This window comes from Agromyces sp. NPDC029043, assembly GCF_055564615.1.
In genome coordinates, this window is record NZ_JBVHVX010000003.1 from 170,717 (window position 1) to 183,658 (window position 12,942).

The window sequence follows — 12,942 nt, forward strand, 5'->3', positions numbered from 1 at the left end:
CACGGCCGCCGCTCGGTCGCGCCGGACGAGCCGTCGAGCCGGGCTACCGGAGGCCCGCGATCGTTCGGGCGATGCCGTGCGCGAGACGCAGCTGCCGCTCATAGGTCGCGGCGACCGCGACGAGGAGCGCTCCGGCGATGCCCAGCCACAGCCACCACCAGACCGCCTCGTAGAGCCGGCTGATCCACGGCCAGAGCTGGGCGACCGCGTGGGCAAGGAGGACGGTGCCGCCGAGGAGCAGCGGCGCCTGAAGCCGCAGGGCGGCCCCGGCGACGACGGCGACGACCGCGGCGACGCCGAGTGCGACGAGTCGCCACAGCTCGGGCTCCGTCCAGTCGGCGACCAGTGCCGGCACGAGGAGGACGGCCAGACCGGGACCGAGCGCAGGCCAGCTCCCGACCCTCGGATCCCGCCGCATCCTCACGGACCCGGCTCCGATGAGTGCGGCGGCGACCGGGACGGTGATCACGTCGAACGGCTCCACCGTGCCCGCACCGAGGACGACCGCTCCCGCGAGCACGGCGACGCCGAGGCTCGTCCACCGCATCACGGGTCCGCCCACCGGGCGGGCCCGGGTCGCGGCGTTCGCGATGTGCAGCGCCGCCAGGGCCGACATCAGCACACCGGTTCGGAAGAGCGCGTGACGGTCGTCGACGGCGGCGATCACCGTCGGGATCGCTGACGTGGTCACGGTCGTCGCGAGCGCCCACTCGGCCAGGCGGCTGGGCCGCGAACCCGTCCGAGCCCAGGCGGTCGCGGCGAACGCGCCGACCGCGAGCGCCGCCATGGGCCAGAACTCGACGACGAGGCGACTCGGCTCGCCGACCGCGATCGCGGCACCACGCACCATGGCCGCACCGGTGATCGACGCCCAGCCGGTCGACACCACGAGGAGCCGGAGCGGCACTCCCCGCACCGCTTCGGGCAGGAAGAGGCCGGCGACGACCACGATCGCGCCGGCGGCGGCCAGCACCAGGGTGCGCAGCTCGGACTGCCCGGCGTTCGCGACGCTCGGCAGCACGGCGACGGCCGCCGCGGAGGCGAGCAGGGTCGTACGCCCCGGCACGGCGTCGGCGGACGCGGCGCGTCGCCACGCGATCAGCGCACCGCTCGCGAGCAGCGCCGCCGCGAGGGGCAGCGTGTACGCCTCGACGTCGTCGACCTCGTCGCCGCCGAACCAGGCCCACGCGCTGCCGACGGCGAGCGCCGGGCTCGCCCATGCCAGGTGCCGGCTGGGGGCCGTGCCGCCGATGGGGTCGCCGTCGAGGGCGGCGAGGAGTACCGGCACGGGCGCCAGGAGGAGCAGGACGAGCCAGGTCGCGTCGGGCGCGAGCCACGGGACGAACGCGACGAGGACGACGGCGACCGCGAGGAGGAGGGCCGATGCGCTCCATGCGCGCCGGGCCACCCGATCCTCGGGAGCGATCCCGTGGGCGAGGACCGACGCCAGCACGGCCGTACCGGCGAGCGCGTAGCCGACGGATTCCGGCTCGCCGAACTGGACCGCCAGCCCACTCGCACTGAACCCCAGCGCGAAGGGCACCGCCGCCGCCGCGGCGCACCGCATCGGCATGAGCGACGAGCGGAGCCAGGCGACGCCCGCGGCGGCGAACGCGAACGGCGGGAGCCAGCCGAGCGGCTCCACGAGGGTCGCCGACAGGATCGACGTCGACACCGCGGCCGCGCCGAACGCGGGCACCGCCATGGCGAGCCGGTCGGCCCGCGGCAGGGCGGGGAGCAGCGCCGATACGCCCAGGAGCAGGGCGCTCGCCAGGCCCGCGAGGAAGATCCCGGAGTCCCACGGCTCGCCCAGCGGCCGGCCCGCCGCGGCAGCCCAGTCCGCGAGGGCGAACGCGCCCACGACCACGATGAGCGTCGCCGCGACGACGTGCAGCGGTCCGACCGTGCGCGCCGTCCCCGACGTCCACACACGGCCCGTGACGAGTCGGCCGGCGATCGCGAGCAGGAGGAGGCTCGGTACGGCCCACCACCACAGCGCGGTGCTCGCGTGCGCGAGCACCCACGCGGTGACCGCTCCGGTCAGCCCGAATGCGGCGAGCACGATCAGGGCACCGGGAAGGGAGCGCACGACGGGGATCGAGGCCAGCGCGAGCCCCGACGCGGCCATCGCGACGAGCACGACCACCGCCGACAGGAGGGTCGGCGCGACCGCGGCGACCGCCAGGGCCGCGTCGAACGCCAGCGCGAGCGGAAGCGCGGCGAGGCTGCGGAGCCGCCCGAGGAGCGCGAACGCGATCACGGCGGCCACGCACAGTGCGATCGGGGCCAGAACCGCCCCGAGGCGATCGTCCTCCGATGCGACCCCGGCCCACGGTTGCCGCAGGGCGGTCGCGTCGGCCTGCCAACCCGACGAGACGGCTCCAGGGAGGTCGGAGGCGAAGCCGACCGGCGCCATCAGCGCCGGTATCGCGACGACGGCGGACACGATCGCGGCGGCGAGGAATGCGCGCTCGGCGAGGCGGCGGACCGCGGCCCGACGCCCGCGTGCGATACCCGCGACGACGCATGCCACGGCGGCGGCACCGGACGGTGCCGCCCAGACGGCGACCCCGCGCTCGAGTTCGAGCGCGGCTCCGATCGCCGGCGCCAGCGCGAACGCGACGCCCGATGCGAGGACGGCCAGGAGCGACCAGGGATCGATCGCCCGGCCGGTCGCCCGCAAGCGAGCGCCGAGCAGCGCGAGCCACGCCACGCCCACCGCGGCGAACGTCCACGCGGCGTTCCACGACACGTCGGGAAGCGCCCACACCGCGGCGGCGAGGGCGATCGCGCCACCGGTCGCGCCCGCCGAGAGCACGATCACGCGCTCGACCGACGGTCGCGCGATCTGGGAGAGCGCGCCCGCCGCGAGCATCGCGATGCCGCCGAGCCACGCGGCCGTGCCGACCTCGTCGTCGGGTGCGGCGCCGTACGCGACGAGGAACACGCCGACCGGCGCCAGCGCCGCGGCGGCGAGCCCGGGCACGCGGACGCCGCTCGCCGCCCGCGCACCGGCCAGCACGGCCGTGACGACGAGGAGCGCCGCACCCCAGTACCCGGCGACGTCGAGTCGTCCGGTGCCGAACAGGTCGTTCTCGCGGACGATCCACACGTCGAGCACGAGCAGCACCACCGCCACGGCCGCGACCCCCTCGGCTGTGCCCGGCAGTCGACGGGTGCGGAGGAACCAGGCGAGACCGAGAACGAGGAGGCTCACGACCGCGGTGATCGCGGACCGCACCTCAAGGGTCGCGACGAGGTAGGCCACGAGGAGGAAGACGACGGCGGCGACCGAGAGCAGCACGACACCGAGCGTGAGCAGGAGCACTTGGACACCCGAGCGGACCGGACGGCTCGCCGTCGCCTCACCAGTCGACGGCGGCGGGGACGCCGGCGGGACCGACGGAGGCGGCGGGGGCGGAGCCGGTGAGGCGGCGGCCGCCGCAGACGCCGCGGCGCGCGCCGCCTGATCGACGCGCATCCGGGTGAGGAGTCCCTGTCGCTCGAGCTCGGCATCGCGCACCCGCGCACCGGCGGCGAGCAGCTCGCCGGCCGCGGGCACGTCGAGCCGGAGGCCGCAGGTATCGCAGGCGGCACGGGCGAGCGGTGCGAAGCAGGCCGGGCAGCGAGTGGAGTCGACGAGGAGTGACGGATCACTCGGCCAGCGGCGGAGATCGGGCGCTGCGAAGCGGGGCGGGGCGCTCATGGGCTCACTCTGACATGGCGCGACCGGCTCGGCCTCGGTGTCCACACCGAGGCGTCCGTCCACAGGCGCACCGCGGACGGGTCCGCGGCGGGGCGCGCCGCGGCGCGTGCAGTAGACTTTCCCGGGTCCATCCGTGCTTCGTCGTGCTCCGGCGCGCCGACACGCCGGACCGGCGAGTCAGCCGGCGACTCGGGGCGTAGCTCAGCTTGGCTAGAGCGCCCGCTTTGGGAGCGGGAGGTCGCAGGTTCGAATCCTGTCGCCCCGACGAGTCGCATCGGCTCGACCACGTACTTCACACAACAGGAGAATCTTCCCCATGCCGACCACTTCGGTTGAGAAGCTGAGCCCGACGCGCGCCAAGCTCACCATCTCGGTGACGCCCGATGAGCTGAAGCCCAGCATCGCCCACGCCTACGAGCACATCGCCGAGCAGATCAACGTCCCCGGCTTCCGCAAGGGCAAGGTGCCCGCGCCCATCATCGACCAGCGGGTCGGCAAGGCCGCCGTGCTCGAGCACGCGGTCAACGAGGGCCTCGACGGCTTCTACCGCGCGGCGGTCGCCGAGCACGAGCTCCGCCCGCTCGGCCGCCCGTCGGCCGACATCGTCGAGTGGCCGAACGAGAAGGACTTCTCCGGCGACCTGCTGCTCGCGATCGAGGTCGACGTGCGGCCCGAGATCGAGCTGCCCGACTACGCGGGCCTCGAGCTCACGGTCGACTCCGTCGAGGTCGGCGACGACGAGGTCTCCGAGGAGCTCGAGCGCCTGCGCAGCCGCTTCGGCACGCTCATCACGGTCGACCGCCCGGCCAAGACCGGCGACTTCGTGACGCTCGACCTCGTCGCGGTCATCGACGGCACCGAGGTCGACACCGCCAGCGGCGTATCGTACGAGCTCGGCTCCGGCGAGCTGCTCGAGGGCATCGACGAGGCCCTCGACTCGCTGACCGCCGGCGAGACCACCACGTTCGAGTCGAAGCTGCTCGGCGGCGACCACCAGGGCGAGACGGCCGAGATCACCGTGACCGTCTCGGCGGTCAAGGAGCGCGAGCTCCCCGAGGCCGACGATGACTTCGCCCAGATCGCCAGCGAGTTCGACACGCTCGACGAGCTCACCGCGAGCCTCAAGGAGCAGGTCGCGAAGAACAAGTCGTTCGGCCAGGGCACGCAGGCCCGCGACCTCCTCGTCGACCGCCTCCTCGAGCTCGTCGACGTCCCGGTCGCCGACAGCGTCATCGAGGACGAGGTGCACCGTCACCTCGAGTCCGAGGGTCGCCTCGAGGACGACGAGCACCGCGCCGAGGTCACCGAGGCGAGCACCAAGGCCTTCAAGACGCAGATCGTCCTCGACAAGATCGCCGAGTCCGAGAAGGTCCAGGTCTCGCAGGAGGAGCTGACCCAGTACCTCGTGCAGGGCGCCGCGCAGTACGGCATGGACCCGAACGAGTTCGTGCAGATCCTGAGCCAGAACGGCCAGATCCCCGCCATGGTCGGCGAGGTCGCGCGCAACAAGGCGCTCGCCATCGCGCTCGGCAAGGCCAAGGTCGCGGATGCCGCCGGCAATGCGGTCGACCTCTCCGAGTTCACCGCCGTCGCCGACGACGAGGCCGAGGCCGCTGCCGAGGAGGCGCCCGCCGAGGCCGCGCCGGCGGAGGACAAGCCCGCGAAGAAGCGCTCGACCAAGAAGGCCGCCGACGAGGCCGCCGCAGAGGCGCCCACCGAGGAGACGAAGCCCGCGCGCAAGCGCACGGCGAAGAAGGCCGACGCCGAGTAGTCGGTCGGACGACCACACGACGGGGTCGGGCTCTCGGGCCCGGCCCCGTCCGTCGTCTCCGGAGGAGGCCGTCTCCGGAGAAGGAGGAGGAGCCGTGGACGAGTGGCAGCGTCGCGTCGATGCCGTCTGGGCGGCGGCGTCCGACCTGGGGGAGCGCGCCCTGATCGAGCGGATCGACGAGCTGGTCGCGGATCTGCCCGACCACGACCCGCGCGGACCCTTCGAGGCCGCGGGGGCGCGCGACTCCGCCGGGCTCGAGGAGGAGGCCGAGCCGCTGTACCGCCGTGCGCTCGAGCTGGGGCTCGCCGGGCGCGCCCGGGTCGAGGCCCACATCCAGCTCGCCTCGACGGTGCGCAACCTCGGCCGGCCGGCGGAGTCGCTCGAGCTGCTCGACCGTGTCCGGGACGAGGCCGGCGATCTCGCCGATGCGGTCGAGGCGTTCCGTGCGCTCGCGCTCGCCTCCTCGGGTGCGCCGGATGCCGCGGCATCCGTCGCCCTGGTGGCCCTCGCGCCGCACCTCACGCGGTACCGACGCGCGGTCGACGCGTACGCGCGCGACCTCGTCCGACCGCCGCGCGACGGGGCGCGGACGGCGCCCTGACGACGGCGCCGCGCCGCGGCATCCGCCGACGGCGAACAGCCCGATCCGCGCGCGTTCCAACGGATAGATTCGTTGCAACGCCTAAGGAAACGGAGCGAAATCCATGGCCGAACCGACACTGCAGCCCAGTGTGTTCGATCGACTGCTGAAGGACCGCATCATCTGGCTCGGCTCCGAGGTGCGCGACGACAACGCGAACGAGATCGCCGCGAAGCTGCTGCTCCTCGCCGCCGAGGATCCGAAGAAGGACATCTACCTCTACATCAACTCGCCCGGCGGCTCGATCACGGCGGGCATGGCCATCTACGACACAATGCAGTTCGTCCCGAACGACATCGTCACCGTCGGCATCGGCATGGCCGCGTCCATGGGGCAGCTCCTCCTGACCGCCGGAACCAAGGGCAAGCGCTACATCACCCCCAACGCGCGGGTGCTGCTGCACCAGCCGCACGGCGGGTTCGGCGGCACCGCGAGCGACATCCAGACGCAGGCGCAGCTGATCCTCGACATGAAGAAGCGGCTCGCCGAGATCACCGCGGCGCAGACCGGCAAGTCGGTCGAGCAGATCAACCGCGACGGCGACCGCGACCGCTGGTTCAACGCCCACGAGGCGCTGGAGTACGGCTTCGTCGACCACATCCGCGAGTCGGCCCTCGACGTCTCGGGCGGCGGCGGCACCGCGCCCGAGCTCGAGGACCCGAAGGCCTGAGAAAGAGAGAATGCGAATGAACATCCCCGCTTTCGGCGGCACCGCGTTCAGCGGCATGCCGGCCCCGGGCTCGCGGTACATCCTGCCGAGCTTCGAGGAGCGCACGGCCTACGGCTACAAGCGCCAGGACCCCTACGCCAAGCTCTTCGAGGACCGCATCATCTTTCTCGGCGTGCAGGTCGACGACGCGTCGGCCGACGACATCATGGCGCAGCTGCTCGTGCTCGAGTCGATGGATCCCGACCGCGACATCATGATGTACATCAACTCGCCGGGTGGCTCGTTCACCGCGATGACCGCCATCTACGACACCATGCAGTACATCCGTCCGCAGATCCAGACGGTCGTGCTCGGCCAGGCGGCATCGGCCGCGGCCGTGATCGCGGCGGCGGGCACGCCGGGCCGTCGCCTCGCGCTGCCCAACGCGCGCGTGCTGATCCACCAGCCCGCCATGGGCGAGGCCGGGCACGGGCAGGCGTCCGACATCGAGATCCAGGCGGCCGAGATCCTGCGCATGCGCACGTGGCTGGAGGAGACGCTCTCGAAGCACTCCAACCGGACGATGGAGCAGGTCAACGCCGACATCGACCGCGACAAGATCCTGTCGGCCGACGAGGCCCGCGACTACGGCCTCATCGACCAGGTGCTCACCTCGCGCAAGACGCTGCCGGCGCTCGCGCGATAGCGCCACGACGCGACGAGGGGTGGATGCGTGCAACGCATCCACCCCTCGTTCGTCCGGTTTCCGCCAAACCGTGGCGGATCGGCCCGGCAGGGCCCGCATCGGGCTAGGCTCGGTACAGATTTCGTTGCGAGGGAGGACGCGATGGCACGCATCGGGGAGAGCGCTGACCTCTTGAAATGCTCCTTCTGCGGGAAGAGCCAGAAGCAGGTGCAGCAGCTCATCGCCGGTCCCGGCGTGTACATCTGCGACGAGTGCGTCGAACTGTGCAACGAGATCATCGAGGAGCGACTCGCCGAGGCGGGCGAGCCCGAGTCGGGCGAGTTCGAGCTGCCGAAGCCGAAGGAGATCTTCGCATTCCTCGAGGAGTACGTGATCGGCCAGGAGGCCGCGAAGCGCGCCCTCGCCGTGGCCGTCTACAACCACTACAAGCGCGTCCGCGCGAAGACCGCGATCACCTCGGCCGACCGGGCCCACGACGACGTCGAGATTGCGAAGTCGAACATCCTGCTCATCGGACCGACCGGCTGCGGCAAGACCTACCTCGCGCAGACGCTCGCCAAGCAGCTCAACGTGCCGTTCGCGGTGGCCGATGCCACCGCGCTGACCGAGGCCGGCTACGTCGGCGAAGACGTCGAGAACATCCTCCTCAAGCTCATCCAGGCCGCCGACTACGACGTGAAGCGCGCCGAGACGGGCATCATCTACATCGACGAGGTCGACAAGATCGCGCGCAAGGCCGAGAACCCCTCGATCACGCGCGACGTCTCGGGGGAGGGCGTGCAGCAGGCGCTGCTGAAGATCCTCGAGGGCACGGTCGCGTCGGTTCCACCGCAGGGCGGCCGGAAGCATCCCCATCAGGAGTTCATCCAGATCGACACGACCAACGTGCTGTTCATCGTCGCCGGCGCGTTCGCCGGCCTGGAGGACATCATCTCCTCCCGGGCGGGCAAGCGCGGGATCGGGTTCGGCGCTCCACTGCACTCCAAGCAGGATGAGGCTGAGCTCTTCAGCGAGGTGCTCCCGGAGGACCTGCACAAGTTCGGCCTCATCCCCGAGTTCATCGGCCGCCTTCCGGTCGTCGCGACGGTCACGCCGCTCGACCGCGACGCCCTCATGGAGATCCTCACCGAGCCGCGGAACGCGCTGGTGAAGCAGTACCAGCGGATGTTCGAGCTCGACGGCGTGCAACTCGACTTCGAGCACGCGGCGCTCGAGGCGATCGCCGACCTCGCGGTACTGCGTCAGACCGGCGCGCGCGGGCTGCGGGCGATCATGGAGGAGGTGCTCGGGCCCATCATGTTCGAGGTGCCCTCGACCACCGGCGTCGCCCGGGTCGTGGTGACCAAGGAGACGGTCATCGACAACGCGGCCCCCACGATCGTGCCCTCGAAGCCGCGGCGCGCCGAGAAGTCCGCGTAACGCACGTCGCGACGCTCGCGTCGTACCCGGGACGTCGCGACCGGCGCCCCGACTCCGCTTCCGGCTTACGCCAGGTCGTCGTCGCTGCGCGCGCCGAACACGATCTCGTCCCAGCTCGGCATCGCCGCGCGACCCTTCTTGGGGCGCGGCGGGGCGGCCTTGGAGGCGCCTCCCCACAGCGCGCGTGCCGCTGCACCCGCACGGCTCTCGGGGCTCTCCTCACCCTCGGCGGCATGCGCCATGGGAGCGGACGGACTCGGGGCACTGTGCTCGGCGAGGTGGGCGTCGGGACGCGCGACGGTGGACGGGGCCAGCGGCGAGGGCGGCGCCATCCGCTCGGCGGAGCCCGCCTCGCGCTCGCCGCGCCGACGTCGCAGGGCCTCGAGCAGGTCGGCCGTCTCGCCGCTGGGCGGCGCCGGCTCGTCGGCGCGCTTGATCGCCGCGCGGGCGACCGCGGCGCTCGACGACGGCGCCGGCGCCGTGGCGCGCTGCGCCAGGTCGGGCTGCGGAGCCGTATCGTCGTCGGCCGTGTCGGGCGCGTCGAAGGTGAACGCGCCGCTGTCGAAGCGGGACTGCTCGTCGTCGGCCGACACCGCGCGCAGCCGCGGGATCATCCCACCCCGGACCTCGCCGTGCTTGGACAGCGTCACGGCATCGGAGTTCTGCGGGTGCAGCGCCTGCTTGCGCGGCTCGAACGTCCAGCGGGCGTCGTGGTCGATCCCGTCGGCGGTGAATTCCAGCTTGACCATCCAGCCGCGCTCCTCGTCCTTCCAGCTCGCCCAGCGCTCGCCGTGCGCCGACAGCTGCGCCAGTCGCTCGCGCACCATCGACCCGAACGAAGCGGGTTCATCGGGCTCGCCGCCCTCGACCACGTGGACCGGCACGGCCAGTGCCGAGGTGACCATGTGTTCGCGCTCGGCGATCACGGGGCCCTCGAACCGGCGGATGAAGTCGACGGACGCGCCCGTGAGCTCGGCGACCTCCTCGGCGGACAGGCCGGAGCGGATGTGCGCCTGCACCTCGCGCGGCGACAGCTTCGGTCCGCTCTCGGCGGGAGGGGCGGCGTGGCGGATGCGCGACTGGAGCACCTCGTCGATCTCGATCCGGAAGCGCGCCCCATCGTCGGAGGCGGCCACGAGGGCGCCGTTCTCGACGCCGATCACCTTGAGTTCCTGCATCGCGCGAAGCCCTTCCGTGCCTGGAGTCTCCGCCCAAGGATGCCACGTGCCGGCTGCGGGCCCCGGGAATACGGCGGGCGTGCCGGAAGTTGTGCATTCCACCGGATCCGGCGCCGACAAGTGGTTTGCTTACGCCATTGATTTGATGCAGACTATGGCCGCCGAATCCTCGGCACCGAAAAAAGGATGGGAATGGCAACGGATTACGACGCGCCGCGGAAGACCGAAGACGACTCCGAGTCGATCGAGGCCCTCAAGGAGCGCGTGCCCGACAAGATGTCGGGTGTCGTCGACGTGGAGGACGCCGACAACCCCGGCAGCTTCGACCTCGCGGGTGCCGACCTGTCCGACGTCGAGCTCGACGTCGTGGTGCTCCCGCCGCAGGCCGACGAGTTCACCTGCGTGAACTGCTTCCTCGTGAAGCACCGTTCGCAGATCGACCACGAGACCAAGCTCGGGCCGATCTGCCTGGAGTGCGCCGCCTAGGCCGGCTCCCCTTCGACGCGTGGCCGTCGCGATCCGTTGATCGCGGCGGCCAATTCATTGGGATGACGCGTGGAGACCAGCCAGTAGGGGGCGGGGTCGGCGGCATCCGTGATGGGCACGCGGACGACGTCGCGGATCCATCCCCGGATCACGAGGAACGCCCGCGCGTCGAGGCCGGTGCCGCGCTCGACGCGCGCGGCCTCACCGGATGCGGGCACGGCGTCGCCGGTCAGCTCGAGGGGCACCGACGCGCGGCCGGCCCGGAACCGGCCGTCGGCCACCTCGATCACGGGGGCCGTGAGCGAGAGCGAGCCCGCCACGGCGACGTAGAGCACGAGCCCGGTGGCGATCCCCGCCGGGAGCGACACGGGCGCCAGGACCAGGATGCTCGCCGGGATCAGCAGCAGGCTCGTCAGGTAGATCCAGGGCGTCGGCCACAGCCGTTCGCGGTACTCGGGCATGGCTCTATCAGACCAGACTTCTGGACTACCCTCGAACGGTGACCGATTCCGTCGATGTGCTGATCACGGCCGACCGCATGCCCGCCTACGCCCATCCCGGCGACGCGGGCGCCGACCTCCACGCCGCCGAGGCGGTCGTGCTCGAGCCGGGCGAGCGCGCTGCGGTCGGCACCGGCGTGGCGATCGCGCTGCCCGACGGGTACGTCGCGTTCGTCGTGCCGCGTTCGGGCCTGGCCTTCACGCACGGCATCACGATCGTGAACGCGCCGGGCACCGTCGACGCGGGCTATCGCGGCGAGATCAGGGTCTCGCTGCTGAACACCGACGCCCGCGAGGTCTACCGGATCGAGAAGGGCGACCGGATCGCCCAGCTCGTGGTCATGCCGGTCAGCCGCGCACGGTTCGTCGAGGTCGAGAGGCTGCCCGGCAGCCTCCGCGGCGAAGGGGGATTCGGGTCCACCGGATTCGGGGCACACCAGTCAGGAGCACACGCGTGAGCGACATCGAGAACATCGACGACTTCCCCGCCGACCAGCCCAAGTCGGCGCCGGCCGACCGCGCCACCAACGGCCCGCTCGACGAGTCCGAGGCGAACCCCGTGCGTCCCTACGTCGATCTCGGCGGCGTGAAGGTGCTGCCCCGCGAGGGCCTCCACCTGCGCCTGGAGGTCGAGGAGGGCACGAAGCGGGTCGTGGCCGTCGGGCTCGACTACGCCAACTCGACGCTGCAGGTCCAGCCGTTCGCGGCACCGCGGTCGAGCGGCCTGTGGCATGAGATCCGCGATCAGATCGCCGACCAGATCGCCCGCCAGGGCGGCACGACCACGGTCCGCGAGGGATCGTTCGGCCCCGAGCTGCTCGCCCAGATCCCCGTCACGACCGCCGACGGGCAGACGGGCCAGATGCGCCTCGCGCGCTTCATCGGCGTCGACGGCCCGCGCTGGTTCCTGCGCGGCGTCATCGCCGGGGAGGCGGCCGCCGACCCGACCGCTGCGGCCAAGGTCGAGGATCTCTTCCGATCGATCGTCGTGGTGCGCGGCAGCACGCCGATGCCGCCGCGCGACCTCATCCCGCTGCGGATGCCCGCCCCGTCGCCGGGCGGTCCGGCCGCGTGACCGACGACCGGCGCGACTCCGGAGAGGCGCGGGAAGCGCGGGAGGCGGGCGACGACGGGCGCGCGGAGGCGAAGGACGAGTTGCAGCGTTCGATGGCCGCGGCCGCGGAGCGGTCAGGGCTCGGCCGCATCGCACGAGACGAGACGCTGAGGCCCGCCGACCTGGTCGGCGCGCTCGGGGGCATCCGCGGACTCGCCGAGGCGATCCTGCCCGGCCTGGTCTTCCTCGTCGTCTACACCTTCACGCGCGAGCTGGCCTGGGCGCTCACGGCCTCGCTCGGTCTCGCGGTCGTGTTCACCATCGCCCGGCTGGCCACGCGCAGCCAGCCGACGCAGGCGATCGCCGGTCTCGTCGGGGCCGGGGCATCCGCCGCGCTCGCCCTCTGGACCGGGCGCGCCGAGGACAACTACGTCCTCGGCTTCTATCTCAACGCCGCCTACGCGATCGGCCTCCTGGTCTCGCTTCTGGTGCGCTGGCCGCTCGTGGGCATCATCGTCGGCTTCCTCAAGGGCGACGGCACCGCGTGGCGGCAGCAGAAGCGCGTCTACCGCGCGATGCAGTTCCTGACCCTCGTCTGGCTCGGCATGTTCGTCGCGCGGATCGCCGTGCAGCTGCCGTTCTACTTCGCCGGCAACGTCGAGGCGCTCGGCGCCACGCGCCTCCTGATGGGCGTGCCGCTGTACGCGCTGCTGCTCGTGTTCTCCTGGCTCGTCGTCCGCGCCGTGTACCCCGCGAAGCCGGTCGCCGCGGAGTGATACAGTTATCTCGATATCGAGATAAATCACGGGTGCCGGCACGAGCCTGTCGGCGTG

General features: G+C 72.2%; 12 protein-coding genes and 1 tRNA gene. 10 read left to right on the forward strand and 3 right to left on the reverse strand.

Features of this window, described 5'->3' with window-relative positions; translation table 11 throughout:
• Nucleotides 1-43: 43 nt before the first annotated feature.
• Nucleotides 44-3,706 carry an SCO7613 C-terminal domain-containing membrane protein gene (locus ACZ4TW_RS06120; protein ID WP_465541179.1) on the reverse strand — a complete coding sequence of 1,221 codons (3,663 nt, stop codon included), beginning with the start codon at nt 3,704-3,706 and terminating at the stop codon, nt 44-46.
• 190 nt (nt 3,707-3,896) lie between these two features.
• Between ACZ4TW_RS06120 and ACZ4TW_RS06125 the strand changes: the two genes are divergently transcribed.
• The 6 genes from ACZ4TW_RS06125 (at nt 3,897) to clpX (ending at nt 8,891) form a co-directional block, all read left to right on the forward strand.
• Nucleotides 3,897-3,971: transfer RNA gene (locus tag ACZ4TW_RS06125), tRNA-Pro, on the forward strand.
• A gap of 51 nt (nt 3,972-4,022) precedes the next feature.
• Nucleotides 4,023-5,477, forward strand: coding sequence for a trigger factor (gene tig / locus ACZ4TW_RS06130; RefSeq protein WP_465541181.1), 1,455 nt, complete (start codon nt 4,023-4,025; stop codon nt 5,475-5,477).
• A gap of 94 nt (nt 5,478-5,571) precedes the next feature.
• Nucleotides 5,572-6,078, forward strand: coding sequence for a tetratricopeptide repeat protein (locus ACZ4TW_RS06135; RefSeq protein WP_465541183.1), 507 nt, complete (start codon nt 5,572-5,574; stop codon nt 6,076-6,078).
• 103 nt (nt 6,079-6,181) lie between these two features.
• A complete protein-coding gene (locus ACZ4TW_RS06140) occupies nt 6,182-6,787 on the forward strand; it encodes an ATP-dependent Clp protease proteolytic subunit (protein ID WP_465541185.1) in 606 nt (201 codons plus the stop codon).
• A 16-nt stretch (nt 6,788-6,803) separates the two neighbouring features.
• Complete coding sequence (locus ACZ4TW_RS06145) at nt 6,804-7,472, forward strand: ATP-dependent Clp protease proteolytic subunit (RefSeq protein WP_465541187.1); 669 nt, start codon at nt 6,804-6,806, stop codon at nt 7,470-7,472.
• 141 nt (nt 7,473-7,613) lie between these two features.
• Entirely contained in the window at nt 7,614-8,891 is a 1,278-nt protein-coding gene (clpX, locus tag ACZ4TW_RS06150) for an ATP-dependent Clp protease ATP-binding subunit ClpX (protein ID WP_465541189.1), read from the forward strand.
• 65 nt (nt 8,892-8,956) lie between these two features.
• Here the strand turns inward: clpX and sepH are convergent, their stop codons facing one another.
• The gene (gene sepH, locus ACZ4TW_RS06155) at nt 8,957-10,069 is read right to left on the reverse strand and encodes a septation protein SepH (protein ID WP_465541191.1); all 1,113 of its coding nucleotides are present in this window, start codon (nt 10,067-10,069) and stop codon (nt 8,957-8,959) included.
• A 192-nt stretch (nt 10,070-10,261) separates the two neighbouring features.
• Between sepH and ACZ4TW_RS06160 the strand changes: the two genes are divergently transcribed.
• The gene (locus ACZ4TW_RS06160; protein WP_092669728.1) at nt 10,262-10,555 is read left to right on the forward strand and encodes a DUF4193 domain-containing protein; all 294 of its coding nucleotides are present in this window, start codon (nt 10,262-10,264) and stop codon (nt 10,553-10,555) included.
• On the opposite strand, the gene ACZ4TW_RS06165 is transcribed toward ACZ4TW_RS06160, so the two are convergent.
• The gene (locus ACZ4TW_RS06165) at nt 10,552-11,016 is read right to left on the reverse strand and encodes a DUF3093 domain-containing protein (protein ID WP_465541193.1); all 465 of its coding nucleotides are present in this window, start codon (nt 11,014-11,016) and stop codon (nt 10,552-10,554) included. The genes ACZ4TW_RS06160 and ACZ4TW_RS06165 overlap by 4 nt on opposite strands.
• A 38-nt stretch (nt 11,017-11,054) precedes the next feature.
• Between ACZ4TW_RS06165 and dut the strand changes: the two genes are divergently transcribed.
• From dut to ACZ4TW_RS06180, 3 genes are read left to right on the forward strand one after another with little or no spacing between them, the layout of a single operon-like run.
• Entirely contained in the window at nt 11,055-11,513 is a 459-nt protein-coding gene (dut, locus tag ACZ4TW_RS06170; protein WP_465541195.1) for a dUTP diphosphatase, read from the forward strand.
• On the forward strand, nt 11,510-12,130 hold the full coding sequence (locus ACZ4TW_RS06175) for a DUF3710 domain-containing protein (RefSeq protein WP_465541197.1): 621 nt from the start codon (nt 11,510-11,512) through the stop codon (nt 12,128-12,130). Before dut ends, ACZ4TW_RS06175 begins: the two co-directional genes overlap by 4 nt.
• Nucleotides 12,127-12,885, forward strand: coding sequence for a DUF3159 domain-containing protein (locus tag ACZ4TW_RS06180; protein WP_465541199.1), 759 nt, complete (start codon nt 12,127-12,129; stop codon nt 12,883-12,885). Before ACZ4TW_RS06175 ends, ACZ4TW_RS06180 begins: the two co-directional genes overlap by 4 nt.
• Nucleotides 12,886-12,942 lie beyond the last annotated feature (57 nt).